General features: G+C 70.7%; 22 protein-coding genes. 11 read left to right on the top strand and 11 right to left on the bottom strand.

All coding sequences use genetic code 11. From position 1 onward, the window contains the following. Positions 1-356: 356 nt before the first annotated feature. Positions 357-2,477, bottom strand: a complete 2,121-nt coding sequence (locus ACFYY1_RS19015) for a LamG domain-containing protein (RefSeq protein ID WP_388586635.1) — start codon at positions 2,475-2,477, stop codon at positions 357-359. A 396-nt stretch (positions 2,478-2,873) separates the two neighbouring features. On the opposite strand from ACFYY1_RS19015, the gene ACFYY1_RS19010 reads away from it, so the two are divergent. After that, the gene (locus tag ACFYY1_RS19010; RefSeq protein WP_388586632.1) at positions 2,874-4,736 is read left to right on the top strand and encodes an APC family permease; all 1,863 of its coding nucleotides are present in this window, start codon (positions 2,874-2,876) and stop codon (positions 4,734-4,736) included. A 228-nt stretch (positions 4,737-4,964) separates the two neighbouring features. Here ACFYY1_RS19010 and ACFYY1_RS19005 read toward each other — a convergent pair whose 3' ends face one another. The 6 genes from ACFYY1_RS19005 to ACFYY1_RS18980 form a co-directional block, all read right to left on the bottom strand. Then, positions 4,965-5,741, bottom strand: a complete 777-nt coding sequence (locus tag ACFYY1_RS19005; protein ID WP_388586629.1) for a fumarylacetoacetate hydrolase family protein — start codon at positions 5,739-5,741, stop codon at positions 4,965-4,967. A 41-nt stretch (positions 5,742-5,782) separates the two neighbouring features. Next, the gene (locus ACFYY1_RS19000) at positions 5,783-7,294 is read right to left on the bottom strand and encodes a sensor histidine kinase (protein ID WP_388586626.1); all 1,512 of its coding nucleotides are present in this window, start codon (positions 7,292-7,294) and stop codon (positions 5,783-5,785) included. After that, a complete protein-coding gene (locus ACFYY1_RS18995; RefSeq protein WP_388586623.1) occupies positions 7,291-8,037 on the bottom strand; it encodes a response regulator transcription factor in 747 nt (248 codons plus the stop codon). Before ACFYY1_RS18995 ends, ACFYY1_RS19000 begins: the two co-directional genes overlap by 4 nt. A 108-nt stretch (positions 8,038-8,145) precedes the next feature. Continuing rightward, positions 8,146-9,861: a CotH kinase family protein gene (locus ACFYY1_RS18990; protein WP_388586620.1), complete on the bottom strand. Its 1,716-nt coding sequence runs from the start codon at positions 9,859-9,861 to the stop codon at positions 8,146-8,148. Further along, positions 9,861-10,538 carry a DUF4956 domain-containing protein gene (locus ACFYY1_RS18985; RefSeq protein WP_358951428.1) on the bottom strand — a complete coding sequence of 226 codons (678 nt, stop codon included), beginning with the start codon at positions 10,536-10,538 and terminating at the stop codon, positions 9,861-9,863. Before ACFYY1_RS18985 ends, ACFYY1_RS18990 begins: the two co-directional genes overlap by 1 nt. Then, the gene (locus ACFYY1_RS18980; protein WP_388586617.1) at positions 10,535-11,398 is read right to left on the bottom strand and encodes a polyphosphate polymerase domain-containing protein; all 864 of its coding nucleotides are present in this window, start codon (positions 11,396-11,398) and stop codon (positions 10,535-10,537) included. Before ACFYY1_RS18980 ends, ACFYY1_RS18985 begins: the two co-directional genes overlap by 4 nt. Positions 11,399-11,871: 473 nt before the next feature. On the opposite strand from ACFYY1_RS18980, the gene ACFYY1_RS18975 reads away from it, so the two are divergent. From ACFYY1_RS18975 to ACFYY1_RS18965, 3 genes are all read left to right on the top strand, one after another. Further along, positions 11,872-13,284 (top strand): family 2B encapsulin nanocompartment shell protein, encoded by a 1,413-nt coding sequence (locus ACFYY1_RS18975; RefSeq protein WP_388586614.1) that lies wholly within the window; start codon positions 11,872-11,874, stop codon positions 13,282-13,284. 104 nt (positions 13,285-13,388) lie between these two features. After that, the gene (locus tag ACFYY1_RS18970) at positions 13,389-14,693 is read left to right on the top strand and encodes a family 2 encapsulin nanocompartment cargo protein terpene cyclase (RefSeq protein WP_388586611.1); all 1,305 of its coding nucleotides are present in this window, start codon (positions 13,389-13,391) and stop codon (positions 14,691-14,693) included. 16 nt (positions 14,694-14,709) lie between these two features. Further along, positions 14,710-15,591 carry a geranyl diphosphate 2-C-methyltransferase gene (locus tag ACFYY1_RS18965; protein ID WP_388586608.1) on the top strand — a complete coding sequence of 294 codons (882 nt, stop codon included), beginning with the start codon at positions 14,710-14,712 and terminating at the stop codon, positions 15,589-15,591. A 63-nt stretch (positions 15,592-15,654) separates the two neighbouring features. On the opposite strand, the gene ACFYY1_RS18960 is transcribed toward ACFYY1_RS18965, so the two are convergent. Next, positions 15,655-17,886 (bottom strand): serine/threonine-protein kinase, encoded by a 2,232-nt coding sequence (locus tag ACFYY1_RS18960; RefSeq protein ID WP_388586605.1) that lies wholly within the window; start codon positions 17,884-17,886, stop codon positions 15,655-15,657. Positions 17,887-18,135: 249 nt separating this feature from the next. Continuing rightward, positions 18,136-18,810, bottom strand: a complete 675-nt coding sequence (locus ACFYY1_RS18955) for a CBS domain-containing protein (RefSeq protein ID WP_388586602.1) — start codon at positions 18,808-18,810, stop codon at positions 18,136-18,138. 275 nt (positions 18,811-19,085) lie between these two features. Here ACFYY1_RS18955 and ppk2 point away from each other — a divergent pair, with 275 nt between their 5' ends. Further along, the gene (gene ppk2 / locus ACFYY1_RS18950; protein ID WP_388586599.1) at positions 19,086-19,907 is read left to right on the top strand and encodes a polyphosphate kinase 2; all 822 of its coding nucleotides are present in this window, start codon (positions 19,086-19,088) and stop codon (positions 19,905-19,907) included. A 15-nt stretch (positions 19,908-19,922) separates the two neighbouring features. On the opposite strand, the gene ACFYY1_RS18945 is transcribed toward ppk2, so the two are convergent. Further along, a complete protein-coding gene (locus tag ACFYY1_RS18945) occupies positions 19,923-20,795 on the bottom strand; it encodes a universal stress protein (protein WP_388586903.1) in 873 nt (290 codons plus the stop codon). A gap of 259 nt (positions 20,796-21,054) precedes the next feature. Between ACFYY1_RS18945 and ACFYY1_RS18940 the strand changes: the two genes are divergently transcribed. The 5 genes from ACFYY1_RS18940 to ACFYY1_RS18920 all read left to right on the top strand — a co-directional run bounded on the left by ACFYY1_RS18940 (position 21,055) and on the right by ACFYY1_RS18920 (position 24,600). Further along, positions 21,055-21,519, top strand: coding sequence for a cyclic nucleotide-binding domain-containing protein (locus tag ACFYY1_RS18940; RefSeq protein ID WP_388586596.1), 465 nt, complete (start codon positions 21,055-21,057; stop codon positions 21,517-21,519). Between the two features lie 47 nt (positions 21,520-21,566). Beyond that, on the top strand, positions 21,567-22,190 hold the full coding sequence (locus ACFYY1_RS18935) for a CBS domain-containing protein (protein WP_388586593.1): 624 nt from the start codon (positions 21,567-21,569) through the stop codon (positions 22,188-22,190). Between the two features lie 223 nt (positions 22,191-22,413). Continuing rightward, a complete protein-coding gene (locus tag ACFYY1_RS18930) occupies positions 22,414-23,016 on the top strand; it encodes a CBS domain-containing protein (protein WP_388586590.1) in 603 nt (200 codons plus the stop codon). 14 nt (positions 23,017-23,030) lie between these two features. Next, positions 23,031-23,654, top strand: coding sequence for a CBS domain-containing protein (locus ACFYY1_RS18925; protein WP_388586587.1), 624 nt, complete (start codon positions 23,031-23,033; stop codon positions 23,652-23,654). Between the two features lie 70 nt (positions 23,655-23,724). After that, positions 23,725-24,600, top strand: a complete 876-nt coding sequence (locus ACFYY1_RS18920) for a universal stress protein (protein ID WP_388586585.1) — start codon at positions 23,725-23,727, stop codon at positions 24,598-24,600. Between the two features lie 37 nt (positions 24,601-24,637). Here ACFYY1_RS18920 and ACFYY1_RS18915 read toward each other — a convergent pair whose 3' ends face one another. After that, positions 24,638-25,666 carry a zinc-dependent alcohol dehydrogenase family protein gene (locus ACFYY1_RS18915; RefSeq protein ID WP_388586583.1) on the bottom strand — a complete coding sequence of 343 codons (1,029 nt, stop codon included), beginning with the start codon at positions 25,664-25,666 and terminating at the stop codon, positions 24,638-24,640. Positions 25,667-25,911: 245 nt separating this feature from the next. On the opposite strand from ACFYY1_RS18915, the gene ACFYY1_RS18910 reads away from it, so the two are divergent. After that, positions 25,912-26,673 carry an HAD family hydrolase gene (locus tag ACFYY1_RS18910; RefSeq protein WP_388586580.1) on the top strand — a complete coding sequence of 254 codons (762 nt, stop codon included), beginning with the start codon at positions 25,912-25,914 and terminating at the stop codon, positions 26,671-26,673. The last annotated feature ends 6 nt before the right edge of the window (positions 26,674-26,679 follow it).

Raw genomic sequence — 26,679 nt, 5'->3', positions numbered from 1 at the left:
TGAATCGAACAATGGAACCTATCAGAGCCCGCAGCCCCGACCGCTGAGTGCTTCCAGGGCTCTGGAGAACGGCCGGGCGCCGTCCTCTCCGGCTGAGCGCACCACCAGTGGCCCGGTACCCTCGCGACCAACACGAGGGGGAGCTGAGGCCCGTGCCGAGGCTGGCGCTGCACAGCGAGTTCCGCTACATCCACGAGCCGCTGCCCATGTGCGGGCCTTGGCGGAAGCCGCCGGGACACGGCCGGCAGGGGATGTGCTGCTCCTGGCGGACCTCGACGCGATGGCCTGAGGGCTGACGGGCCCGGCCTGACCACGCCCCCCGGCGCGGTCAGACCTCCCGTCTCAGGCTTCAGGCCTCAGTCGAGGTACGCGAACGACTGCACCTGGGACGCGGTGAGGGCTCCCGTGAAGACACGGACGGTGTCCGCCCCGCCGTGGAAGTACTCGCCCCAGCCGCCGTCGGCGGTGTGGCCGCGGCCGATCTGGAGCGGGCCCGGGGCGTTCCAGGAGGCGTTGAACTCCGTGTCGGCCACGGCCTCACCGTCGACGTACAGGGTGATGTGCCCCTCGGAGTCGTCGTACACGACGACCACTTCGTCGGAGAACGAGGTGGGAGCGCCTGGTCCGGCGACAACGGTCTCCGTGGCGCCCGGTCCGCCGGCGTCGGTGACGATCAGCTGCCACTGGGACGCGGCCGGGTCGTAGCGGACCTTGAAGGCGTCGCTGTCGGCGTCGCCCTGCGACAGCACGGTCATCGGCCGGTCGGGGGCGGTGTCCGCGAAGCGGACCCGCAGGCCGGCGCTGAAGCTGTCGGCGGTGTCGACGACGGGGCCGCTGGTGGCGGCGTAGTCGTCCGTACCGTCCAGGGCCAGGTGGTCGTTGCCGTCGAGGGCGCTCGCCGGGAAGTCGACGCAGTCGGGGTCTTCGAGGCAGCCCTCGATATCGGGGGTGTAGAAACCGGCGCCGCCGTGCAGGGTGAGCGGCTGGTCGCCGTCCCGGCCGGGGATCACACCGTCGTCGGTCCGCTCGATGTCCCAGGCGGCGACCCGTTCGGCGGGGCGGGCGCCCAGTCGCTCGATCTCCTCGCGGGGCACGACCCGGTCCCAGACGCGGACGTCGCCGATCTCGCCCTGCCAGCGCTCGCCGGAGTCGCCGCGGGCGCGGCCGATCTGGAAGGCGCCGGGGGCGGCCACCGGGGCGACGCCGGTCTCGGAGTCGACCTCCTTGCCGTTCACGTAGAGCCGCAGTGTGTTGTCCTCGGTGTCGTACAGGCCGGCCAGGTGGGCCCAGCCGCCGGCCGAGGCGCTGCCGCCGGTGAGGGTGGTGGCGCCGTAGCGGAAGGCCCAGGTGGCGGAGGAGTCCGAGGCCGGGCGCAGGCCGAGGGTGAAGGCGGAGGTGTCGTCGGCGGCGTCCTGGCCGGCCACCGTCATCGCGGTGCCGGTGGCGGCGGGGCGGACCCAGGCGGAGAGGGCGAAGGTCTTGGTGGTGTCCGTCGCGGGGGCGTCCGGGGTGAGGTAGCCGTTGCCCCGGCCGTCGAGGCTGACGGTGGCGGTGAGGTCGGTGCGGGAGGGAGCGGAGGCGCCGAAGCGGACGCCGCTGCCGGCGCGGGCCGCGGGGCCGGTCTCGGCGGCGGCGTGGTCCGCTCCTGCCGGGTCGGCGAGCTTCCAGTGGGCGACGGGTGCGCGGCCCTCGGCGACGCGCATCCAGTAGGTCGTCTCGGAGCTGTACCGCCCGGCCCGGTCGACGGCGCGGACCTGCATGTAGTAGGGCCCGCCGGATTCCGGCATCCACCGGACGGTGGCCGGTCCGCCCGGCTCCTCGGGCCGGACCCGCTTCGGTACGGAGCCGAGAACGGTGTAGACGTACTCGACGACGTCCTGGGACGGGGAGTCGAAGGTGAAGCTGCCGTAGACGCCGACGCCGTCGTGCCAGCCGCTGTCGTCGTCCGGGTACTGCTCCGAGGCCACCGTCGCGGGCTCGGGGCTGACCGTGTCGATGATGAACCGGCAGGTGGCGCCAGGGGTTTCGTCGCTCCAGGCGGACGTCGCGGCCTCGTCGTCGACGGCCCGGACGTGCCAGGAGATGACGGTGTCGGCCGGGAGGTCGGCGGGGGTCCGCCACAGCTGGGTGATGGGAGACTTCACGATGCCGGAGGTGTGGGTGCGGCGCTGCTGGGCTCCGTCGGCGTCGGTCCACCACGCCTCGAACTCGGCGCCGGCCCCGTTGGACTCCCACTCCTCGTTGTCCTCCGTCGGGTCCTCGACGACGGCCCGGAGTTCGGGTGCGCGGGGCACGTAGACGGGCTCGTCGGAGCAGGCCTTGGTGGAGTCGACGGTGAGGGTGTCGATGCCCGGCTGATACGGAGGCAGGTTGCCCCCGGCCGCCGTGGCGATGCCCGGGGTGGCGGCGAGCAGCACGGCTGCCAGCCCCGTGGCCGCGGCGGCGGTTCTCGCGCGCCGACCGGAATGCGTCTTCATACGGTGGGGTCCCCCCTGTTTCGGTTGTCCAGTCCTGCGCGGGGCGGTTCGCAGCGTTCGGCTCGCGCAGGGGGCTGCGCGGAGACCGGCAGCCGTCATGCTCGCCGTCGGTCTCGGGCTGCATGACTCTAGAGCGCTGTTCGAACGCATTCAAAACGATTTCCGCAACTGGCGGAATCGCGACGTCACCGAGCCGCAACAGGCCTGCCCCTGCGACCCGTTCCTGCGGTGGCGCGCCCCTTGTGCGCCACGGGCAGCCGTCCCCCGGTCCTGACCATCGCCGTCAAGAACGCGGGAAAAGATCGGCCTGCGGCGCCAAGAACGCGCCAGCAACCGACCCGACCGGCCGGAGACAGGCGCACTCTGAGCGAGACCTGCACGGAGGAGCCCTTACCCATGTCCGTTCTCAGCTCGGAGTCCAGCGCGGCGCCGATCGTCGAAGTGCCTCCTGATGACGGGGCCCGTCACAAGCTCACGACCATTACGGGGCTGGCCGCCCTGTCGCTCGACGCGATGGCGTCGGTTGCGTACGGGCCGGAGGCCATCGTCCTCGTCCTGGCGGCCGCGGGCGGATACGGGCTCGGCTTCACGCTCCCCGTCACCGTGGCGATCGCCCTGCTGCTGGCGGTGCTCGTCGCCTCGTACCGGCAGGTCATCGCGGCGTTTCCGGACGGTGGAGGAAGCTACGCGGTCGCCAGGACACATCTGGGCCGCCGCACCAGTCTGGTCGCCGCCGCGTCCCTGGTCCTGGACTACGTCCTGAACGTGGCCGTCGCCGTGACCGCGGGCGTGGCAGCGCTGACCTCCGCGTTCCCGGAGCTGTACGGCGATCGCCTGTGGCTGTGCCTCGCGGTACTGGTCCTGATCACCGGCGTGAATCTGCGCGGGATCGTGGACTCGGCGCGTGCGTTCATCGTGCCGACCGCGGTGTTCGTCGGAGCGATCTTCGCTCTCATCGTGGTCGGCCTGTTCCGCGACGCCCCGGTGAGCACGGAAGCGGCCGCCGGCCATGCGTCCGTACTCGGCACCGACGCCACCACGGTCGGTGCGCTGCTCCTCCTCAAGGCCTTCGCCTCGGGCTGTTCGGCACTGACCGGTGTCGAGGCCATCGCCAACGCCGTGCCGTCGTTCCGTGCCCCGGCCACCCGCCGCGCACAGCGTGCCGAGGTGGCCCTCGGCGCACTGCTCGGCGCGATGCTGATCGGTCTGTCCGTGCTGATCTCCCGGTTCGGGTTGCAGCCGGTCGAAGGCGTGACCGTGCTGGCGCAGCTCGCCGACGCGTCCTTCGGGCACGATCTCGCCTTCTACGTCGTGCAGTTCGCCACGATGGTGCTGCTGGCCCTGTCCGCGAACACGTCGTTCGGCGGTCTGCCGGTGCTGCTCAAGCTGCTGGCCCGCGACAACTACCTGCCGCATGTCTTCGGGCTCAAGGCCGACCGGCAGGTCCACCGCCACGGGGTCCTCACGCTCGCGGCCGTGTCCGCCCTGCTTCTGGTCTTCTCCGGGGGCGACACCAACACCCTCGTCCCGCTGTTCGCGATCGGTGTGTTCATCGGCTTCACCATCGCTCAGACCGGCATGGTCGTCCACTGGCGCGCGGTCCGCGGCGACAAGTGGGCGGGCAAGGCCTTGTTGAACGGTCTGGGCGCGCTCCTGACGGGTGTCAGCGCGGTCGTCGTCACGGCGACCAAGTTCCACGACGGCGCGTGGCTGATTGTCGTCACCCTGCCCCTGCTGGTCGCCGGCTTCGAGTCCGTCCACCGCGCCTACACCGGGATCGGTGAGCGGCTGGGCGTCGGCCGTATCCCGGAGCCCCCGCACCGCGACCGGTCGCTGATCGTGGTTCCGGTCTCGTCCCTGACCCGGCTCACCAGCGAGGCTCTCACCGCGGCGGTGTCCCTCGGCTACGAGGTCCACGCCGTGACGGTCTGTCACCCGGACCCCGAGGACCGCGAGCAGACCGAGGCGCTGGAACGGGACTGGGCACTGTGGAATCCGGGTGTCCCCCTGATCCGGATCACCTCCGGCCGCCGCACGGTCGGCCGCCCGGTCGCCGGGTACGTACGGAAGCTGGCGTCCGCCGATCCGGGCCTGCGGGTCACCGTGCTCATCCCCGAGGTCGAACCGGCCCATCTGTGGCAGCGGCTGCTGCAGAACCAGCGTGGTGCGGTCGTCGCCCACGCGGTCCGGCACGAGACGAACGCAATCATCTGCCGCCTGCGGTTCCGGCTCCTGGACGGCTCGGCCGAGCTGCGATGATCGGGAGGCACGACACGGTGTGCCCACCAGGGCCCGCGTCATCAAGACCTCATCAAGGCCGGGCGGAAATCGAGTACGGGAGCGTCCGTCCCGGTTACACCTGAGGTGGAGGTGGGGCTCATGCTCAAGTACCTCACCAGAGGCCGAGTGGCGGTCGGGGCCGCCCTCGCGCTGCCGCCGGCCGACAGGGGTCCACGTCGGCTGAGTCGGTGGAGCGCCGGGCCGTCGTCAGTGGGTGATGGTGGTGCGGAGTTCACCGATTCCTCTGATGGCGACGGTGAGTCGGCTGCCGTCGTGGATTCGGCCGGTACCGGTCGCGGCAGGGGTGCCCGTGGTGATCAGGTCGCCGGGCATCAGTGTGGTGCGGGTGCTGGTGCGTGCGATGAGGGTGGCGACGTCGAAAAGCAGATCGGAGGTGTTGGCCTTCTGTCTCGGGTGGCCGTCGAGGGTCGCGGTCAGAGTGAGACCGCGGGCGCCGGGCGGCAGTTCGTCGGGGGTGACGAGCTGGGGTCCCAGGGCGACGACGGCCGGACGGCCGGGGACGGCGACGGTGTTGACGGTGGTGTAACCGGCGATGCTCCGCAGGGCTTTGGTCACGGGGACGTGAGAGGTCTCCCGCCCGATCACCACTCCGAGTTCGGCCCCCCATCGGATGTCCGGTGCGGGAGCGATGCGGATGGTGTCCCGGTCACCGACGACGCGGTCGACGGGGGTGGTCAGCAGCCGGGGTGCCGGTGGTTGCGGGGTATTCAGTTCCTTGGCGCGGGTCGCGTAGTTCACCTGCACCTGGGTGAAGGTGACGAGCCGGGTGGTGAGCGGACCGGTGTCCGTCGGGGCGTGGGTGCGGGTGAGGACTTCGCCGGGGGCGGCGGCGCGGTCCTGCCACGCCTCGCCGGTGGTGACGAGGGTGCCGACGTCGGGGAAGGGCAGGAGGGTGAGGCGGTTCCTGTCCACGCGGGCGGCGGCGGTGCGGGTGCTGGTGATGCGCAAGGTGGTCAGTCTCATCGGTGGGCTCTCTCCATGCACTGACTCATCGGTGGGCTCCCTCAGTGCACGGACAGAAGGAGGCGGAAGGTGCATCCGGCTGCGGGTCGGGTGTCGAGTTCCATGCGGCCCTGGTGGGCTTCGGCGATCGCCGCGGCGATCGCGAGGCCGAGACCGCTGCCGGGCTCGGCGGCGTCCGCCGGGGCGGCGCGGAAGAAGCGGTCGAAGACGTGGAGTGCATCATCGGGGGTGAGACCGGGGCCGGTGTCGGCCACCTCGATCACGGCGGCCGCGGTGCCGGGCTCCAGTGCGGGGGTGGCGCTGGTGCGGCCGGGCCGGTCGACGCCGCCGGTGGCGGGACCGGTGCGGATGGTGCCGACGCGGACGTGGATGCGGGCGGTGGCCGGGGTGTGGGCGCAGGCGTTGGCCAGCAGGTTGCTCACGACCTGGGCGAGCTGGTCGGCGTCGCCGACTGCCTCGACGACATCGAGTTCCTGACCGCTGCTGTCGGCGGAGCCGCTGAGGAGCGGTTCGAGGGTGATGGTGCGCCCGGGGTGGCGCACGGCGGTGCTGGTGATGCTGTCGGCTGCCAGGGAGAGCAGGTCCACGGGTTCTCGGCGGGGGTCGGGGGCGTGGCCGAGTTTGGCGAGCAGGAAGAGGTCGTCGACCAGCCGGCTCATGCGGTCGGCGTTGGCGGCGATCAGCGCGTGGGCCTCGGTGCGGCGCTCGGCGGGCATGCGGGGGTCGTCGTGGAGGAGTTCGGCGAAACCCTGGATGGCGGTGAGCGGGGTGCGCAGTTCGTGTCCGGCGTCGGCCATGAAGCGGCGCATCTGCCGTTCGGAGGCGGCGGTGCGGTGCAGGGCGGTGCGCAACCGGTCGAGCATGGTGTTCAGGGCCTGCCCCAGCCGGCCGACCTCGGTGGCCGGGTCGGTGTCGGGCACGCGCAGGTCCACGTCGCCGTCGGTGATCTGCTGGGCGGTGCGCTCGACCCGTGAGAGGGGGCGCAGGCCCAGGCGTACGGCGGCGTTGCCGAGCAGGGCGACGCCTGCGGCGACGATCAGGCCGAGGAGCATGCTGATCCACAGCAGCTTGGTGGTCGCGCCGTCCACGGTGTCCAGGGGCAGGGCGACGACGGCGCGCATGCGGTCGGGTCCGGAGTCGGCGACCACGCGCCAGCTGCCGCTGCCGTCGGTGGCCTCCACGGTGGCGGGCTCGCCGTTGCGCAGGCTCAGTGCCCTGGCGCGGGAGGGCAGCCGGGGTCCCCGGTCGTCGCCGCGGCCCAGGGAGGCGTCCATCAGGCGGCCGTCGGAGTCGTAGAAGAAGACGCGGTAGTCCGAGGGCAGGATGTCGTGGTCATCGGGGGTGTGCAGCCGGCCGTCGTCGGCGATGTCCTCGTAGACCCGGGTGGGTGGCTGGAAGCCGGTGAGCTGTTCGTCGACCTGATCGGTGAGCCAGGAGCGCAGCACGGTCAGTCCGGCGGTCTGGCACAGCAGCACGGCGCAGGTCGCCAGGACGGTGGCGATGAGCACGAGCCGGGTGCGCAGCGAGCGCGGGGGTCTGGCGCGGCTGCTCACGGGTCGAGGGTTCCGGTGCCGCCGCCCGGCAGACGCAGGCAGTAGCCGACGCCACGGACGGTGTGGATCAACGCGGGCGGGGTGGTGTCGATCTTGCGGCGCAGGTTCTTGATGTAGGTGTCGACGATCCGGGTGTCGCCGGCGAAGTCGTACCGCCACACCTCCTGCAGGATCTCCCTCTTGCCGAGCACCCGGTCCGCCTGTGCCATCAGGCAGGCCAGCAGCCGGAACTCGGTCGGTGACAGCTTCAGGTCGCGTCCGGAGCGCCGGACGGTGTGGGCGTCCTCGTCCAGGACGAGGTCGGCGTGGCGCAGGGGCGGCCGGGTGCGGGCCGAAGAGGCCGGGGCCGCCGCGCGGCGCAGGATCGCGCGGATGCGCAGCAGCACCTCCTGGACGTGGAAGGGCTTGGTGACGTAGTCGTCGCCGCCGGAGCTGAGACCGATGATGCGGTCCTCGACCTCGGTGCGGGCGGTGAGGAACAGCACCGGTGTGTACAGGCCCTGGGCGCGCAGCCGGCGGGTGAGGTCGAAGCCGTCGGCGTCGGGCAGCATCACGTCCATGACGATCAGGCCGGGCCGGCTGTCGGCCGCCTTGGACATGGCCTCCCGGCCGGTGACGGCTGCGACGACGGCGTATCCGGCGGCGCCCAGGGCGGAGGTGAGCAGGGTACGGATGCTGGGGTCGTCCTCGACGACGAGGATCGTGGACCGGGCCGGGGGCGGCCCGGAGGCGGGGCGGGGCATGTGCGGCTCACTGGGGTAGAGGGTGGTGCCGCGCGAGGTTAGCGGCACCAGCTGTGAGAAGGGACCGGAGCCCGGGACGGACGGGGACGGCCGCCCCGGGCTCCGGGGTCATCCGGTGACCTGCTTGTTCTTCGCGAGCGCCGCGGTGCGCTCGGTCACCGTCGTACGCAGCTTCTTCACGGCGGCGTCCAGTTCCTTCGAGGAGCCGGCCGCCTCGCGGGCCTGCTCCGCGATGGTGTCGAGGGCTTGCTTCGCCGTGCCGGACCCGTACGTCTTCGCGTACACCTTCTTGTACGCCGCCTTGTAGATCGCGTCGAAGGCGTCGGATTCCAGGAACCGGTCCTTGAGGGCGTGCCCGCCCATCGACCTGCCCTGGCCCGCCTCACCGTTCCCGCCGCCCGGCATGCCTTCGGGCATCTCCGGCATCCCCTCCGGCAGCTCCGGCATGCCTTCGGGCATCTCGGGCATGCCCTCGGGCAGGCCGCCCTCCGGTCCGCCCGGCCCGCCGCCCATGCTGACCTTGTCGTCCGGGCCGGCAGCGGTGTCGCCGGAGAGACTGAGGTTGTAGTCCCACCCCAGGACGGAGAACTTCCTGGTGTCCAGGTCGTACCAGAGCAGGTAGTTCTTGCCGGGCCCGGAGATGTCGTCGGAGTTCAGCAGAAGGTTCTGCGTGGCGATGTACGTGGCGAGCGAGTCGACGTCCACGTACTGGTGCAGCTCCTCCTCGAACTCCTTGTCGGAGGCTTCGTCCACCCACTTGATCAGCTTCATGACCGGTTCCAGGTCCTGGCTGCCGGCCTTGTTGAGCTGCCGGAAGGACGTCTCGTAGTCGGACGGGTCGTCGCCGCGGTAGTCGAAACTCCCGCCGGCCCGTGCCTTGTACAGCACCCCGTTGCCGTCACCGACGGCCTCGGCGTAGTCGGTGTCCGGATTGTCGACCATCAGCCGGGTCACCGCGGGCCGGTTGTTGACCTGTACCGAGGTGAAGCTGTACGCCTCGGCGGGCTGCCCCGAGGACTTCGTCAGCGACAGTGCCAGCGCCTCGTTCAACGGCAGCTGCTCGTCGCTGCCGGGGCGCAGCGAGATCTCCCGCTCACCCTGGTAGGCGCGCCCCTCGATGTACTCGTCGATCTTGATCAGCCAGGGCAGTTCCTCGGGCTTCTTCGCGGACAGGTCGTACTGCACCATCCCGGCCGGGCCCCCGCCGTTCGCTCCCTTCGCTCCTTCCGCTCCTTTCGCTCCGTTCCCGCCGGGCTGCTGCCCGGTGGTGCCGGGACCGCCGCCGGTGTTCCGGCCGCGGTCCCGGCCCCCGTCCGCGCCCTGATCGGCGGCGGGCGGGGCGCCCTGCTGGGCACCGGCTCGTCCGGGCATGTTCCGGCCGCCACCGGGCATGCCCATGCCGTTGCCCCGCAGGGACGACAGGGTGGAGTTCCCCTTGAGACGGATCCCGACGTCCTCCAGATGGACGCCGTCGATCGTCAGGTCGGCCGAGAGGTAGTCCTTCGTGCCCTCGTCCTCGAACTCCTTCATCATCTTGTCGAAGTCGGTCTGCTCGTAGGTGAGCTGGATCGAGTGGGACACCGACGCGTCGTACAGGTCGACGGTGCCCTCGACGTTCTGCGTGATGGTGTCGGCCTCCACCCGCGAGGAGGAGGTCACATACGGCGACACACGGGCATCGCCGAAGAAGTGGACCGCCACCGCGAGTCCCGCGCACAACGCCCCGGCCGGCTTCCAGTGGTGCCGCAGCCGCACCGGCAGCCGGTCCCTCAGGCGACGCCTGCGCACCGGAACCACCACTGGGTCCCGCTCGTCGCCCGGCATCACAGATCCGTGGTGTCGTAACCGGTCAGGACCGTCACCCGCTGCCCGGACGTACGCTCCTGGAGTGCCGCGACGAGATCGCCGGGCTCGGTGCCCTTCTTCATCCGCACGGTGTAGAAGACCTCGGTCAGCGCTCCCCCGCGGATCGTCTCGGTGCTCACGAGCTCGTACTCGGTGGTGTACTTGATCAGCACGTCGGCGATCGCCGGGCCGTAGTCCTCGCCCGGCGGCACCTGGACCTTGACGACCTGCCGCTGCACGTTGAGGGCGAACCAGTTGAACTTGAACATGACCAGGATGACGACACAGACCACCACGGCGCCGGCCACGGCCAGCGTGTAGAAGCGGGCACCGCAGGCCATGCCGATCGCCATGGTGAGGAAGATGAACCCGACGTCCCGCGTCTCCTTGACCGCGTTCCGGAACCGGACCACCGACAACGCGCCGACCAGGGAGAACGCCCGTGCCAGGTTGGAGCCGACCACCAGCATGATCAGTGCGACGACCATGCCGACGATCACGAGGGTCTGGACGTAGGACTGGCTGTAGGACACGTTGCGGTGGGTGTACCGGTACGTGTAGCCGATCACCGTGCTCAGGATGAACGACAGCGCCATGGCCACCACGACATCGGTGACGCTGAACGTCCCGCTGAGTTCCTGCAGATCGAAGTTCACTGTGCTCCTGCTTTCAGCAGCGTGTGCGGCTGCTGCTCGATGGGGGCGGGCGGCGGGAAGTCCGCCTCGTTGATGTGGAAGACCGAGCGCGGCGCAAGGCCGAACGCCTCGATGGACTGCACGTACTTGGAGATCCGGACCAGGCCGAGGTTGCGCCGGGCGGCCAGGTCGGTGATCCAGTGCGGGGTGCGCTCGTTCACCTTGATCTCCATCACCGACATGTGCGGCGGGATGGTGAACCGGTTCTCCGGGGTGGGGGTGCCGAAGAGGAAGTCCCGGTCCCGGCCGCGTATGCGCCGGTCGAAGGTGACCCGCAGCCCGGTGTCGGCGTCCCGGCCCACCAGGGCCTCGCGCTGGTAGCCGGTGATCGCGGTGGGCCGCAGATCCAGCCGTACGACCAGTTCGAGAACCTCCTGGATGAAGGCGCTCTCCTTCGCCGTGTGGTCGACCATCTCGCGGCCGTCGCACAACCGTCGCGCCACCCCGTACGGCAGGGTGATCCGCCGCTTCTGCGTGACCCGGTTGACGCGCTGCTTGATCTCCACGCACACCGGCGACTCGTCGGTGACCCCGTCCAGATCCCCGTAGTGCCGGATCCGCAGCTTGCGGCGGAACTTCAGACCTTCGATCTTCTCCCAGTAGAACCGCAGTTGAGGAGAGTCGTAGTACAGGCTCCACACGCCGTATCCGCCCACCGGGCTGTTGAGATCGCGGTCCATCCGCTCGCCCAGCTCGTCCCGGATCTCCGCGGCCTGTTCGACCGGAACCAGATACTTCAACTCGAACCGGTTGAACGCGTGCAGCCTGCTGGCCACATGCAGCGGCTGCCCGTCCTCGTCTGCTCCTACTGCTTGAGACACCTGTGTCTCCTCCTCCTCGTACGTCCCGGACCGGCCGGCGAGAAGGAACGCAATCAACCGCACATGAGGACGCCGTGAGAATCACGGGTGGATTGCGGGAGTACTCCAGGTGTCCGCCAGGTGAACACGCGGGGAGAAGCCCGAGCCTGTCGCCGGTACCCCCGCCGCACGGCACTCCTGCCGCCCCGGACTCATCGGTCCCACACCGCTGAAGTCGCACCGGCCCCTCGCCGGGACGCGTCGCCGAACGCGGCTGGATCTCGCTGATACTCGGACAAACATCACGCGGGCACGATCATCGTATCGAGTTAATGTCGGCAACTTTCCTTGGTCCGGGGAGCGAAGCGCCCATTAGTGTCCCTGTGGACCTGGACGGATTCCCGTTCGCATAAACCTTTTCCCTCTGTTGCCCCCTGTTGCCCCGTTGCGCCCTCATACGCGCATCGACGCCCTCATCAAGGAGAGCTCGCCCGATGACCACTGATTCGAGCCCGGAAGCACGACTGGAGCTGCCCCGACAGTCCAGCCTGGGCACGGCGGCTGCCCGCAACCTCGCCACCACGACCAAGTCCGCCCCGCAGATGCAGGAGATCACCTCTCGCTGGCTGCTGCGGATGCTCCCCTGGGTGGAGGCCCGGGGTGGGGCATACCGGGTGAACCGTCGTCTGGCCTACACCGTCGGCGACGGGAGCGTGGACTTCGTCCAGGACGGCTCCGCCGTCAGGGTGATCCCCCGTGAGCTCGGTGAACTGGCGCTGCTGCGCGGCTTCGACGACGTGGAGGTACTGACGGCCATCGCCGATCGGTGCGTCCAGCGAGACTTCCGGTCCGGCGAGACACTGGTCGAGCGCGGGACGCCCGCGGACAAGCTCCACCTGATCGCCCACGGCCGCATCAGGCAGTCCTCCGTGGGGAGTTACGGCGACGAGGTCGCTCTGGACGTACTCGCCGACGGCGACCGGTTCGGAGAGAACGTCCTCCTGGACGAGGACGCCCAGTGGGAGCAGACCGCCACCGCCGAGACCTCGGGCACACTGCTCACACTGTCACGCGCCGACTTCGCTGCCGTGCTGTCCACGGCGCCGAGCCTCCAGATCCACATCGAAGAGTTCTCAGCGCTCTCCCGCCGGCGGCAGAACCATCGCGGTGAAGCGGAGATCGCGATGTCGGCCGGCCACACCGGCGAGCACGAGCTGCCCGGCGCGTTCGTCGACTACGAACTCGATCCCCGCGAGTACGAACTCTCGGTCGCCCAGACCGTTCTGCGGATCCACACGAGGGTGGCCGACCTCTACAACGGGCCGATGAACCAGACCGAGCAGCAACTCAGGCTCACCATCGAGGCGTTGCGCGAGCGCCAGGAGCACGAGCTCATCAACAACCGGGAGTTCGGCCTGCTCCACAACGCCGACTTCAAGCAGCGCATCCACACACACTCCGGCCCTCCGACCCCGGACGACCTGGACGAACTGCTCTGCCGGCGCCGCGGATCCAAGTTCTTCCTCGCGCACCCCCGGACGATCGCGGCGATCGGGCGTGAGTTCAACGCGCGCGGCCTCTACCCGGACCACGTCGACCTCGGCGGCCAGCAGGTCCCGGCCTGGCGCGGGGTCCCGATCCTTCCGTGCAACAAGATCCCCGTCACACCGGAGAAGACCAGCTCGATCCTTGTCATGCGTACCGGCGAGGACAACCAGGGCGTCGTCGGTCTGCACCAGACCGGCCTGCCGGACGAGTACGAACCGGGTCTGTCGGTCCGCTTCATGGGCATCGACGAGAAGGCCATCATGTCCTACCTCGTCAGTACCTACTACTCCGCCGCGATCCTCGTGCCGGACGCGGTCGGCGTGCTGGAGAACGTGCAGATCGCCCGCTGGCCCAAGTAGCGGCCCGGCCCGAAGGGCCTGGTGCGACACCCCGGACGCCCGGGGGAAGTCACGCATGCCCGAAGGGCTCCGGTACAGCCGTCCACCCCACCGAGGAGCCATGGATGCCCACGCCTGAGCTGCCACCACCACAGTCGAGCCTGTCAGAGGCCGCTTCCCGCTTCGGGGCGCACGTACTCGCCGCCGCCCGCGCCTGCGATGTCAGGGCCGCCACCGGCGGCCCGCCGTCCACACCTGCCCTGTCCTCCCCGCCCGCGCTTTCCGCGCCCGCCCCGACTCCCCCCGGCACCCCGGCAGCCGAAGTACCGGCACCGGGGACCGCCCTGGACCGGATCCTGCGCGGCCCCAGCGGCCTGGGCACGGCGGGCCTGCGCCTGATCCCGCGGGAGGAACCCCCGACGCCTGCGGCCCCGCCGGCACCCACGGCGGAAGGCACGCCGGTCCCGGGCCTCTATCACCATCCGGTGCCCGAGCCCGACCCGGTGCGGGTCGAGGAGGTCAGCCGAAGGATCAAATCCTGGGCACTGGACGAGGTCGCCCTGTACCCCGAGGACTGGGAGGAGCAGTTCGACGGATTCTCCGTGGGCCGCTACATGGTCGGCTGTCATCCGGACGCGCCCACCGTCGACCACCTGATGGTCGCCACACGCCTGATGGTGGCCGAGAACGCGGTGGACGACTGCTACTGCGAGGACCACGGGGGCTCGCCCATCGGCCTCGGCGAACGCCTCCTGCTGGCGCACACCGCCCTCGACCCCCTGCACACGACGGAGGAGTACCAGCCGCAATGGGCGAAGTCCCTCCACGCGGACGCGCCCCGGCGTGCCTACCGCTCCGCCATGGAGTACTTCGTCCGAGCGGCGAGCCCCTCCCAGGCGGACCGGCTCCGGCACGACATGGCCCGGCTTCACATGGGGTACCTCGCCGAAGCGGCCTGGGCCCAGCTGGACCACGTCCCGGAGGTGTGGGAGTACCTGGCGATGCGCCAGTTCAACAACTTCCGTCCCTGCCCGACCATCACCGACACCGTCGGCGGCTACGAACTGCCGGCGGACCTGCACGCCCAACCCGCCGTGCAGAGGGTCATCGCCCTCGCGGGCAACGCGACGACCATCGTGAACGACCTGTACTCGTACACCAAGGAACTCGCTGCTCCCGGCCGGCACCTGAACCTGCCCGTCGTGATCGCCGAACGTGAGGGCCTCTCCGACCGGGACGCCTATCTGAAGTCGGTCGAGGTCCACAACGACCTGATGCACGACTTCGAGACCGAAGCCGCCGTCCTGGCCGCCGCCTGCCCCGCCCCGCCCGTGCAGCGCTTTCTACGGGGCGTGGCCGCGTGGGTCGACGGCAACCACCACTGGCACCAGTCCAACACCTATCGCTACAGCCTTCCCGACTTCTGGTAAGAGAATGGACACACTCATGACCAACACCGAACTCACCGCCGCCCCCACCGCCCTGCGCGTCCCCCGCCCGGCGACGCCCTACCAGAGCGACATCGCCCGCTACTGGGACGGAGAGGCCAGGCCCGTGAACCTGCGTCTCGGCGATGTCGACGGCCTCTACCACCACCACTACGGCATCGGTGCAGTCGACCACGCCGCACTCGGCGAGCCCGAGGACAGCGAGAGCGAGAAGAAACTCATCGGCGAACTCCACCGACTGGAGTCGGCGCAGGCGGAGTTCCTCCTGGGGCATCTCGGCGACATCGGGCGTGACGACACCCTGGTGGACGCCGGCTGTGGCCGCGGCGGCTCGATGGTGATGGCCCACCAGCGCTTCGGATGCAAGGTCGAAGGTGTCACGCTGTCGGCCAAGCAAGCCGACTTCGCCAACAACCGTGCCCGTGAACTGCGCCTTCAGGACCACGTCCGCGCCCGCGTCTGCAACATGCTCGCCATGCCCTTCGAGACCGGGTCGGCCGCAGCCTCCTGGAACAACGAGTCGAGCATGTACGTCGATCTGCACGACCTCTTCGCCGAGCATTCCCGCGTCCTTGAGGTCGGCGGCCGCTACGTGACCATCACCGGCTGCTGGAACCCGCGGTACGGCCAGCCCTCGAAGTGGGTCTCGCAGATCAACGCCCACTTCGAGTGCAACATCCACTCGCGCCGGGAGTACCTGCGTGCCATGGCCGACAATCGTCTCGTGCCACAGGCCGTCGTCGACCTCACCCCCGACACCCTGCCCTACTGGGAGCTGAGGGCCACGTCCTCGCTCGTCACGGGAATCGAGGACGCGTTCATCAACTCCTACCGGGACGGGTCCTTCCAGTACCTGCTCATCGCGGCCGACCGCGTCTGATCTCCTGCTGACCGGGAGGGCCCGCTCCGACGGAACGGGCCCTCCCTCGCGACCCCGCCGGGGTCAGCCCGACTTCGGCGGCTTCTGCGTGTCGAAGGCGAAGAGGGTGTTCTTCGCCGCGGCCACGACCACCGCACGCCCCGCGACGGTCACGCGCGGGCTCGCGCCCACCTCACCCGTCAGACCATCGGCCTGCGGATCGGTTGTCCACAGCGGCTTGCCGTCGGACGGTGACAGCGCGACCACCCGGCCGGTGGCCGAGCTGAAATACAGCGCGCCGTCGCCCGACGCGGGACCCGACGCGCCCTCGACGCCCGTCTGCCGGGACCATTTCTTCCGGCCGGTCGCGGGGTCGATCGCCGTGATGAGACCGGTCTGGCCGCTCACGTAGAGGGTGCCGTCCGCCATGCCGGGCGTCCCCTCGTACGTCTCGGCCAGCCGGGAGTAGGTGACCTTCCGCGAGGCCGGGTCGACCCGCGCCACCCTGTCGTAGCCGGCCAGTTCCCATCCTTCCCTGTGCTCCTGAAGGAGCACGAGCCTGCCGTCGGCGACACCCATCGGCACGACGGGACCGTCGACCGCGATGGGCCTGCCGAGCGTCCCCGAGGCACGGTCGACCGGGTACAGGGTGGAGTGGCGCACCTCCGACCCGTCCACCTCCGCGTCCGTCGCGCACATCGCGAGGAGCCGCGGGCCCACCGGGACGGGAGCGCACTGTGTGCCCGCGGGGAACGGCACCTGCCAGGTGACCGTACCGCTGTGCGCGTCGCGGGCCTCGAAGCGGGAGTTGGAGGCGTCGACCGTCACGACTGCGGAACCGACCACGAGGGCGTCCTGGGTCCGGCCCGTGACGGCCTGCGACTGGGCACCGGACGGCACGGACCACAGCTCCCGGCCGGTGTCCGCGTCGATGGCCACCACCTCGTCGCGAGGGCCTTGCGTGGCGTTCTGGGCGGCGAAGCGGTAACCGAGCACCGTGTCGTCGGTGGCGCCCACCAGGTGCATGCCCTGGACGGGGATGCCCGGACTCTTCGCCGTCCACACCCGCGAGCCGTCCGAGGTCCTGATCCGGGTCGCGACCACGCCTCCGCCCCCGCAGAAGACCGCGTCGCCGCGCGCGACGCAACGCAGTTCGTCGGGGGTGCGCTCGCTGCCGCCCGGCACAGTCGTGCGCCACGGCTCGAAGCCGGCCGGAAGCGAGGCGACCGGCGCCGCGACCGTGTCGCCCGGGTCGCCGTCACCATTCCCCCCGAAGGCGCCCGCCTGCAACGCGGCGACTCCCCCGCCGATCGCCGTCACCGCGACCGCGGCCGCGAGCACGGGGCGCCATCGGCGACGGAGGCGGCGGCCGATGGTGCCGGCGCTGCCCGTGTCGGGACCGGCCGGGGCGGTGGCCGGTCCCGGGGTGGCCGGCGTCGCGAGGTGATGCTGGGTGATCATGTCGCGGGTGCGGCCCACGCCGCTCCCTTGCGCGTCGCTCCCGCCGAGGTCGGCCGGCAGGTCCCGCAGCAGCACCAGGAGTTCGTCCGCCGAGGGGCGCCCCTCGGGCTCCTTGGCCAGACACGACTCGACGACCGTGCGCAGGGCCACCGGTACGGCGTCCAGTGAAGGTTCCTCGTGCACCACCTGGTACGCCGTCATGTACGGGCTGTCCGCGTCGAAGGGCCCGCGGCCCGTCGCCGCGTACACCAGCAGCGTCCCCAGCGAGAAGACGTCGGACCGCGGCCCCACATCACGCGGCGCCTGCAACTGCTCCGGCGACATGAAGGGCGGCGTACCGATGACCCGCCCCGTCATCGTCAGCGTCTGCTGGTCCGCGGCGCGCGAAATACCGAAGTCGATGACGCGCGGGCCCTCCTGGGAGAGCACGACGTTCGAAGGCTTCAGGTCACGGTGGACCACCCCCACCCGGTGGATGTCGCGCAGCGCCTCCGCCAGCCCGATGCCGAGCCTCCGCAGCTCCGCTCCGTCCAGCCGGCCCTTCTCCGCGATGCGCTGGGCGAGCGTGGGTCCTTCGATGTAGGTCGTCGCCATCCACGGCTGCTCGGCCTCGGGGGCGGCATCGACCACGGCGGCGGTGAACGCGCCGCTCACCCGCCTCGCCGCCGCCACCTCCTGCCGGAAACGGATGCGGAACTCGTCGTCCGCCGCGAACTGCTGGTGGATCAGCTTGATCGCGACAGGCCGCCCCGAGCTCGTACGGGCCAGAAAGACCGTGCCCATGCCACCCGAGCCGAGGCGCGCCTCAAGCGGATAACCGCCGATCTCGGCTGGGTCACCTCCGCGCAGCGACACTCTTCCCGACCTCCCGTCCCCCGTGCGACTCCGACACCACGGGCCTGCGTATCCGTACTGCACACAAACTAGCCGCAGGGCAGTAGGGCGCGGCAAAGCGGGTGACGTTCAGGGCCCCCGGGGCCGCTCCCGCGGGCCGGACCGGGGCGTCACGCCCGACGGTCCCCGCGAGGCGCAGATACGAAAGGCATACCGGGAGCACGTCCGGCCCTGTGGTCGGACAGCATCGGACAACAGCGGCGCGGTGGCTCACGGGCCGGCGGGCGGACCCGGTACGTCGTCGGTCCGGTAGGCCAGGTGCCCGGTCACGGACACCACACCGTCGACACTCCTGCACAAACGTTCGACGACGGGGATCAGGCTCTTGAACTCGACGGAACCTCTCAAGGCCACCTCCCCCTGCCGGACCTCGGCCGTCACCGCCGAGGCAGCGAGGCCCATCGTCTGCTGCAACACGTCCCGGTCGATTTCCTCACGGATGGCATCGTCGCGGCGCAGGAAGACCCGTAGCAGGTCTCTGCGGCTGACGATGCCCAGCAGCCTGTCCGTCTCGTCCACGACGGGCAGGCGTTTCACATTCTGCACCTCCATGAGGCGGGCGGCCTCGACCACGGTCCACTCCGGACGTGCGCACACCGCGGGAGCCGACATCAGCTCCTCGGCCCTGGCCCCCTCCGCCTTGGCCCGCTCCCACGCCTCCAGATGCGGGACCGGGGTCCGGCCGGTCGGATCGGCCAGGTCGGCGGACTTGCGCAGCAGGTCGGCCTCGGACACGACACCCATGGGCCGGTCCAGCTCGTCCACCACGGGCACCGCGGTGACATCGTTCTCCGCCAGCAGTTCGACGATCTCCTTGAACGGCAGGTCACGTCGCGCCCGCACGACGTCCCGGGTCATGAGCTCTGCAACGGTCCGGTGATGCATGTGACTCGCCTCTCTGGGACAGAAGGGGTCATGTATCGAGCCGATCAGGAACCGGACGTCCACGGTTGAGCCGACCGGGATCGTCTTCGGGGCCGAGCGGGTCCCGGGGACGGCCCACCCGGCCCCAGGGCATCGTGCTCTCCTCGCAGGCGGGACAGGACGTCCCGGTGCCGGCCCGCCAGGGCTCCGGAACGCGTCGTGCCGGATCTGCGCGGCGGCGCCCGTTCGGCGCTGACACTTGACTTCGGGCATGGTCTCCTCCGTAACGTCGCCCCATGTCGGACGAGAAGAAGCCGGGCACACCCGGAAAGCTGCCGCGCCCGGTGTACGAGCGTGAGCTGTACCGGCTCCAGACGGAGCTGGTGAAGCTCCAGGAGTGGGTACGCGCCGAAGGCGCACGGCTCGTCGTGGTGTTCGAGGGACGTGACGCGGCGGGCAAGGGCAGCACGATCAAGCGCGTGACCGAGCATCTCAACCCCCGGGTGGCGCGTATCGTCGCGCTGCCGCGGCCCACCGAGCGCGAGCGCGGCCAGTGGTACTTCCAGCGTTACGTCGAGCACCTTCCGGCCCCGGGGGAAGTGGTCCTGCTCGACCGGAGCTGGTACAACCGCGCCGGCGTCGAGCGCGTCATGGGCTTCTGCACCATGGAGGAGCACCAGCGGTTCCTCAGGCAGTGCCCGGTCTTCGAGCGGATGCTGGTGGAGGACGGCATCCTGTTGCGCAAGTACTGGTTCTCGGTCAGTGACGCGGTACAGGAGGAACGGTTCCGGCGCAGGCTGCAGGATCCCACCCGCCGGTGGAAGCTCTCGCCGATGGATCTGGAATCGATCACCCGCTGGGAGTCCTACTCGCGCGCGAAGGACGAGATGTTCGTCCACACCGACATCTCGGAGGCCCCGTGGTACGTCGTCGAGAGCGACGACAAGCGCAGGGCCAGGCTGAACATGATCTCCCACCTCCTGTCGACCGTGCCGTACGAGACGGTCGACCCGCCGGTGATCGAACTGCCCCCGCGGCCTCCGTCCACCGGGTACCAGCGACCGCCGAGAGACCTTCAGACGTACGTCCCCGACCACGCGTCGCAGCTCGGGAAGTGAGGCGGGAGCGCACGATCAGACGGCGAGAGGTACGACGGCCACCGGGCAGTCGGCATGGTGGAGCAGCGCATGGGCGACGCGCCCGAGCTGGGGTCCGAGGTGGCTCCGGCGGCGGCGCGCTCCGACGACCACCAGGTCTGCGGCGGCCGAGCGGTGCACCAGTACCTTTGCGGCCGTTCCCTCGACCGCCGCCGGGTGCAGCCGAACGGTCGGGTCTTCGCGTACGGTCTGCGCCACCGCCTCGTCGATCAGGGTCGCCGCACGTTCCTTGTGGTACAGGTGCTCACTGGCAGTACGCCGGGGGTCGGCATGGTCGTGCCCGGGACACCGCCAGGCGTGTACGGCATCCAGTTCGCAGCCCCTCGCCCCGGCCTCGCGAAAGGCGAACCGGATCGCCGCCGATCCATGCTCCGGATCCCCGACGCCCAGGAGGATCCGCCCGTGCCCGCCTTCGATTCCGGCCCTGTCACCGCGCACGACGATGACGGGACACGGGGCCCGCGCGGCCACGGCCAGGCTGACGGAGCCGAGCAGGAGTCCGGTCAGCGCGCCACGGCCTCGCTCCCCCGTGATCAGCGCCTCGGCATGGCGCCCCTCCCGCAACAGCGCGATCACCGCGTCCTCGGGCGTCACCTGGGCCGCGACATCGAGATCCGGACGACGACGGCGGGCCCGCTCAGCGGCGTATTCGAGGATGCGGCCGGCGAGTGCCTGCTCCGAAGGGCGGCCCAGGGTGAGTGCGAGTGCGGCGCCCTCGTACTGCTCCCACCCGGACGCGTACACCAGCCGCAGCGGCAGCCCTCGGACGGCTGCCTCGTCGGCGGCCCAGTCGACCGCCCGCAGACTGCTCTCCGATCCGTCCACACCCGAGACCAGGGGCAGCTTCATCATCCCCACCACCTTCCGTTCGTCTGACGGAACGAGCGCCTGTTCCCACGGTCGCACCGGAGCAGGCCGACGGTGAGGGCCGATTCGGCCCGGACGGGGAACGTTCGACCCCTTTCATGGTCAGGCCGGACAGCATCGCGCGACGTGCTCAAGACGGCGGTGGAGGGACCGGGCGGGCCGGCGGCAGGGGCCGGACGGCCCATGCCCGTGACCGGCCGCCCTGCGATGCTGAGAGCGGAGACCACGAAGGAGGCCACCGATGAGCGGTTCTGCCACTCGTATCACCTCGGCCCTGCCCGCCCGGTACCGTGCCCGTCTGATGGGGATCGGGCGGGAGGTCAATTTCGCCCAAAGCGCCCGCCTCTTCGACGAGGGGGACCACGCGGACCGCTTCTGGATCCTGCGCTCGGGCACCGTCACACTGGACATCCGCGTACCCGGCAGCGCCCCGGTGGTCATCGAAAGTCTCGGACCGGGCGAACTGGTCGGCTGGTCCTGGCTGTTCAAGCCCTACATCTGGCACCTCGGGGCGGAGGCGATGACACCCGTCCGTACCCATGAGTTCGACGCGGAGACCGTACTCATGGCGATGGACGCGGATCCCGCCTTCGGTTCGGCCGTCGGCCACTGGGTCGGGCAGGTCCTCGCCGACCGCCTGCAGGCCACCCGGATCCGTCTGCTCGATCTCTACGCCCCTCGTGGCACCGGCCGGTCCGGGTGGTGAGCACGCCGTCGCGCCGTCGCCCGTCAGTCACACCGGAGGAGCAACCCATGGCCGCCTCCCCGTACACCGTCAGCGACGTCATGACCCACACGGCCGTGGCCATCGGCCGCGAGGCCTCGTACAAGGAGATCGTCGAGCTGCTGCAGCAATGGCGGGTCAGCGCGGTGCCGGTCCTCGAAGGCGAGGGCCGAGTCGTCGGCGTCGTCTCCGAGGCGGACCTGCTGCCGAAGGAGGAGTTCCGGCAGGACGAACCGAAGCCGCCCGGCCAACTGGAGGGCGCGTCCAAAGCCGACGCCGTACTGGCCGGGGATCTGATGTCGGCTCCGGCCGTCACCGTCCACCCCGGCGCCACGCTCGCCGAGGCCGCTCGCATCATGGCGCGCAAGCATGTGAAACGACTACCCGTCGTGAACGATCTCGGCATGCTGGAAGGCGTCGTGAGCCGCAGCGACCTCCTGAAGGTGTTCCTGCGCCCGGACGAGGAGATCGACGAGGAGATCCGGTCCACCGTGATCGCCGGGCTGTCCCCTCCCGACCGGGTGGACCTCACCGTCCTGGACGGTGTCGTCACCGTTCGAGGGCCGCTGCGGGACCGTGCACTGGTACCCCTTCTGGTCCGGGCCGTGCGCGCGGTCGAGGGCGTGGTGGACGTACGCATGGAACTCGACTGAGGCCAGGACGGGACCGGACGCCGCCCTCGGGGCTCGCTGCCGCCGGCTCCCGGGGGACCCGGACACCCGGATCACGATCGCGCTCATGACGCCGACGGCCTCTGAGCGTCCGCGCCGGGGCAGCAGGGCCGAGCAGTCCCCGGCGGACCCCGGGTGGTCCTACCGGAGGGCGCCGGCGATGCCGACGCTCGGAGGTACAGGGCTTCGCATTCCTGGAGGAACGATGAAACATCTGCGTACCGTCGACGACGTGATGACGCACGCCGTCGTCACGGTCGGCCGCGGAGCGCCGTTCAAGGACATCGTGGAAGCAATGCGGAAGTGGCGGATCAGCGCGCTGCCCGTCGTGTCCGACGAGGGACGGGTCGTCGGCGTGGTCTCCGAAGCGGACCTTCTGCTCAAGGCACAGGGCGCGGACGAGTCCCGTGCCGTCACCGCCGGTCGGCTGATGACCGTCCCTGCCGTGACGGTGCCCCGGGGCGCGGGCATTGCGGCGGCGGCCCGGCTGATGGCCCGAGGCCACCTCAAGCGGCTGCCGGTCGTCGAGGAGGACGGACGTCTCGTGGGCGTGGTCAGCCGGGGTGATCTGCTCAAGATCCACCTCCGTCCGGACGAGGACATCGCGCAGGAGTTGCGGGAGCTGATCACGACCCGGCTGATCCCCGCGGGCTCCGCGACCGTGCACGTCCGTGTGTCCGATGGCATCGTCGGTCTGAGCGGCACCGTTCCCGACCCGTCACTCGGTGACGTGCTGGTACGTGTCGCGCGCACGGTGCCGGGAGTCGTGGACGTCTCGGCCCGGTTCGGGTCCGAAGTTCCCGCGTGAACGGGAGGGCGACGATGAGGCATCGCAACGTCTGCGATCTCATGACGCCGACGGCCATCAGCGTCCAGCGCGGCACCGCGTTCAAGGAGATCGCCCGGATCCTCGACGAGTTCGGCATCACCGCCGTGCCCGTCCTGGACGAGAACGGGTGCCCTGTGGGCGTCGTCTCCGAGGCCGACCTGCTCCGCCGGCACGACACCGGGAACACCGCCGCCGATCTCATGAGTCACCCGGCGATCACCGCGGCTCCCGGGTGGAGCGCCGTCCGCGCCGCACGCGTCATGGACAAGCACAAGGTCAAGAGGCTCCCTGTCATCGACGGCGAAGGCCGGCTGATCGGGGTCCTGAGCCGCAGCGACCTTCTGCAGCTCTTCCTGCGCAGGGACCGGGCCATACAGGAGGAGATCCTCGAAGACGTCCTGACGCACACGCTGCGGCTCAGTCCCTCGTCGCTGACCGTCGAGGTCACCGACGGTGTCGTGACCCTCAGTGGCACCGTGATCCGGCGCAGCCTCGTCCCCGTCGTCCTGCGCCTGTGCCGGAGCGTCGACGGAGTCGTGGACGTGGTCGACCGGCTCGGACACGAGCAGGACGACCTGTCCGACGACACGGGCGTGGACACCCGGCAACCGCCGTGAGGGCCCCGGTCCGCCGACGCGTACACGAGTTCCTCACCGACCGAAGCAGCCCTGCCCCAGGAGGACCATCATGAACCGGCGAATCGTCGTCGGCCTCGACGGATCCGCGGAGAGTGTCGCGGCAGCTCATTGGGGTGCGCGGGAAGCGCTCCTTCGAGGTGCGCCCCTCCATCTCGTCCATGCCGAAATGTGGTCTTCGCCCCACGTCGGTCCGTCGGCCGGTTCCGAAGAACGCCGCCGAGCGGCTCGGACCTTCCTTCGTGAAGCCTCCGACGAGCTGCTGGGCACGCACCCGCGGCTGGCTGTCAGCGCCGAATCGTTCGACGGACAACCAGCCGCCTCGCTGGCCCGTGCCACGGCGGGCGCGAGCATGCTGGTGCTCGGCTCCCGAGGACTGGGCACGTTCAGGGGTTTCGTCCTCGGTTCCGTCGGCATGTCCGTCATCCACGCCGTGGAGCAGCCCGTCGTCCTGGTGCGCGCGAGCGAGGACGCGCTGCCGCACACCCAGGGGCGGCACCGGGACCGCGACGTGGTCGTCGGCGTCGACACCGCTCGGCCGTGCGACGCCCTGCTCTCCTTCGCGTTCGACGAGGCGTCGCGGCGGGGCTGCACACTCCGTGCGCTGCACAGCTGGACGCTGCCCCCGCTGGCCGGGTACGGAGGCGCGTACGGCCCTGAGACCAACGCCCGGATCGCCGCGATCGAGCGAACCGGCCTGGACGACATGCTGCGGCCCTGGCAGGACATGTACCCGGCTGTCGACCTCGACGCGCAGGCGACGCTCGGACGCGCCTCCGTACAACTCCTGGAGGCAGGTTCCGGAGCGGGTCTGATGGTTGTCGGCCGTCACATCCGCCGGTCCTCGCTCGGCAGGCACATCGGCCCGATCGCTCACGCGGTCCTCCATCACTCCACCGCACCCGTCGCCGTCATCGCTCACGAATGACGAGGTCGCCGTGCCGGCCACCGAGCAGGTCCGGCCATCAGCCCGGTACGAGGACGGCGGCGCCGTCGACCCGGTCGGCGGCCAGGTCCCTCAGCGCCTGGTCGGCACGGCTCAGCGGATACGGACTGGCGGTGACCCGCAAGCCGATCCGTGCGGCCGTGTCCAGGAAGTCACGGCCGTCCTGCCGGGTGTTGGAGGTGACGCTGCGCAGGTTCCGTTCCTCGAAGAGGTGACGCCGGTAATCGAGCACGGGGATGTCGGTGAGGTGGATGCCCGCGACTGCGAGCGTTCCCGACCGGTCCAGTGCCTCCAGCGCCACGGGCACCAATGCGCCGACCGGTGCGAACAGGATCGCCGCGTCCAGTGGTTCGGGCGGACGGTCGTAGGCACCGCCCACGGAAGAGGCGCCCAGGTCGACGGCGAGTTCGCGGGCGCGGGCCGACCGGGTGAGCACGTGCACCCTCGCTCCTTCGGCCAGCGCGACCTGCGCCGCCAGATGGGCCGAGGCCCCGAAGCCGTAGATCCCGAGCCGGCCACCCGGTGGCAGGGCGCTGCGGCGCAGGGCGCGGTAGCCGATGATCCCGGCACACAGCAGCGGCGCCAGCAGGACGGCGTCCTGATCCTCCGGGAGCCGGTAGGCGTAGTCGGCCGGTACGAGAGCGACGTCGGCGAATCCGCCGTCCGCGTCCCAGCCGGTGTAGAGGGAGGCCGGGCAGAGGTTCTCGCGACCGGCCCGGCAGTAGCGGCAGTGGCCGCAGGTGCTGCGCAGCCAAGCCCCACCGGCCCGCTCCCCGGGCCGGAACCCCGTGACGGACTCGCCGACGGCGGCCACCCGGCCGACGATCTCATGGCCGGGAACGGTCGACGCCCGGTGCGGGCGCAGGTCGCCCTCGGCAAGGTGCAGGTCGGTGCGGCACACACCGCACGCCTCCACCCTCAGCAGCAGTTCACTCGGCCCCGGCGAGGGCACCGCTCGCCGCACAGGCACCAGCGGGCCGTCCCCGATCGGACCAGGGCTCCCTACGGCCCACCCGGTCAGCGTCTCCGAAGCCGGCGCACGCACCATGCTCCCAGCCTCACGCCGGCCGGCGGGTACAGCAAACGCTCATCGCGGAACGAAGGACCGCAGCCGCACACCGCACGGCCGGCAAACGCTCACCGCCCGCCGGACGGCCCCGGCCGCACACCGCTTGTCCGGCGAACTCGCCCAGGTGGTTCGGGCAGGTACCGCAAGCCCGCCGATGCGGTCGGCGCGCCCTCGGCCGGCAGCCGTGATGCCATGGAGAGGGCTCCCTGACGGAGGGATCCGCCATGACCGGCACACCGTCCCTGGCCGCCTGCCTGCGCTCGCTGCGGGCCGTGGTCTTCGACACCGACGGCGTGGTCATCGATTCCGCGCGGGTCCACGCCGCGGCCTGGCAGGGTGCTTTCGACGCCTGTCTGTCGGCCGCGGGCGGGCAGCGCCCGTTCGATCCGGTGACCGACTATCTCCGCCACGTGGACGGCCGGTCACGGCTGGACGGGGCCGCCGGCTTCCTGGCCTCCCGGGGGCTGGATCTGCCGCTCGGCGATCCCGGTGACGCGCCGGGCACCGCCACGGTGTGGGCCGTCGCGGCCCGCAAGGAGGAACTGTTCACCGCGAGCGTGCGTGCGCACGGCGTCGCCGCATGGCCGGGCACCGTCCGTCTGCTGCACACACTGCGGCGTGAGCGGATGCCCTGCGCCGCTGTTTCGGCGTCCCGTCACGCGACCGGGCTGATGACCGCGGCAGGCGTGATCGGCCTCTTCCGGAGTGTGGTGGACGGCAACGAGGCGCGTCGGCTGGGTCTTCCGGGCAAACCGGACCCGGCGCTCTTCCTGGAGGCCGCCCGTCGGCTGGGGGTTCCGGCTCGGGACACGGCCGTGCTGGAGGACGCGACGGTCGGTGTCGAGGCCGGCCGGCGGGGCGGATTCGGTCTGGTGGTGGGAGTGGACCGCACGGCCGGAGGAAACAATTCGGCCGGACTGCGCCGCCATGGCGCCGATGTGGTCGTGACCGACCCCGGCGAGCTGTTGACCCCCGGGACGGACTGAGAATCG

It is taken from the genome of Streptomyces sp. NPDC001890 (assembly GCF_042891445.1).
In the GTDB taxonomy this organism is placed as follows: domain Bacteria; phylum Actinomycetota; class Actinomycetes; order Streptomycetales; family Streptomycetaceae; genus Streptomyces.
Note: the sequence above shows the minus strand (reverse complement) of the source record. Positions and strands in the feature narration are given on the sequence as shown.

What these genes read in the sequence shown, in the direction of transcription:
- ACFYY1_RS18965 (WP_388586608.1), top strand. Translation starts at nt 14,710, where the DNA reads ATGACCAACACCGAACTCACCGCCGCCCCCACCGCCCTGCGCGTCCCC.
- ACFYY1_RS18945 (WP_388586903.1), bottom strand. Translation starts at nt 20,795, where the DNA reads ATGAAGCTGCCCCTGGTCTCGGGTGTGGACGGATCGGAGAGCAGTCTG.
- ACFYY1_RS19015 (WP_388586635.1), bottom strand. Translation starts at nt 2,477, where the DNA reads ATGAAGACGCATTCCGGTCGGCGCGCGAGAACCGCCGCCGCGGCCACG.
- ACFYY1_RS18995 (WP_388586623.1), bottom strand. Translation starts at nt 8,037, where the DNA reads ATGCCCCGCCCCGCCTCCGGGCCGCCCCCGGCCCGGTCCACGATCCTC.
- ACFYY1_RS18930 (WP_388586590.1), top strand. Translation starts at nt 22,414, where the DNA reads ATGAAACATCTGCGTACCGTCGACGACGTGATGACGCACGCCGTCGTC.
- ACFYY1_RS18970 (WP_388586611.1), top strand. Translation starts at nt 13,389, where the DNA reads ATGCCCACGCCTGAGCTGCCACCACCACAGTCGAGCCTGTCAGAGGCC.
- ACFYY1_RS18940 (WP_388586596.1), top strand. Translation starts at nt 21,055, where the DNA reads ATGAGCGGTTCTGCCACTCGTATCACCTCGGCCCTGCCCGCCCGGTAC.
- ACFYY1_RS18915 (WP_388586583.1), bottom strand. Translation starts at nt 25,666, where the DNA reads ATGGTGCGTGCGCCGGCTTCGGAGACGCTGACCGGGTGGGCCGTAGGG.
- ACFYY1_RS18925 (WP_388586587.1), top strand. Translation starts at nt 23,031, where the DNA reads ATGAGGCATCGCAACGTCTGCGATCTCATGACGCCGACGGCCATCAGC.
- ACFYY1_RS18955 (WP_388586602.1), bottom strand. Translation starts at nt 18,810, where the DNA reads ATGCATCACCGGACCGTTGCAGAGCTCATGACCCGGGACGTCGTGCGG.
- ACFYY1_RS18990 (WP_388586620.1), bottom strand. Translation starts at nt 9,861, where the DNA reads ATGCCGGGCGACGAGCGGGACCCAGTGGTGGTTCCGGTGCGCAGGCGT.
- ACFYY1_RS18920 (WP_388586585.1), top strand. Translation starts at nt 23,725, where the DNA reads ATGAACCGGCGAATCGTCGTCGGCCTCGACGGATCCGCGGAGAGTGTC.
- ACFYY1_RS18975 (WP_388586614.1), top strand. Translation starts at nt 11,872, where the DNA reads ATGACCACTGATTCGAGCCCGGAAGCACGACTGGAGCTGCCCCGACAG.
- ACFYY1_RS18910 (WP_388586580.1), top strand. Translation starts at nt 25,912, where the DNA reads ATGACCGGCACACCGTCCCTGGCCGCCTGCCTGCGCTCGCTGCGGGCC.
- ACFYY1_RS18935 (WP_388586593.1), top strand. Translation starts at nt 21,567, where the DNA reads ATGGCCGCCTCCCCGTACACCGTCAGCGACGTCATGACCCACACGGCC.
- ACFYY1_RS19005 (WP_388586629.1), bottom strand. Translation starts at nt 5,741, where the DNA reads ATGAGACTGACCACCTTGCGCATCACCAGCACCCGCACCGCCGCCGCC.
- ACFYY1_RS19010 (WP_388586632.1), top strand. Translation starts at nt 2,874, where the DNA reads ATGTCCGTTCTCAGCTCGGAGTCCAGCGCGGCGCCGATCGTCGAAGTG.
- ppk2 (WP_388586599.1), top strand. Translation starts at nt 19,086, where the DNA reads ATGTCGGACGAGAAGAAGCCGGGCACACCCGGAAAGCTGCCGCGCCCG.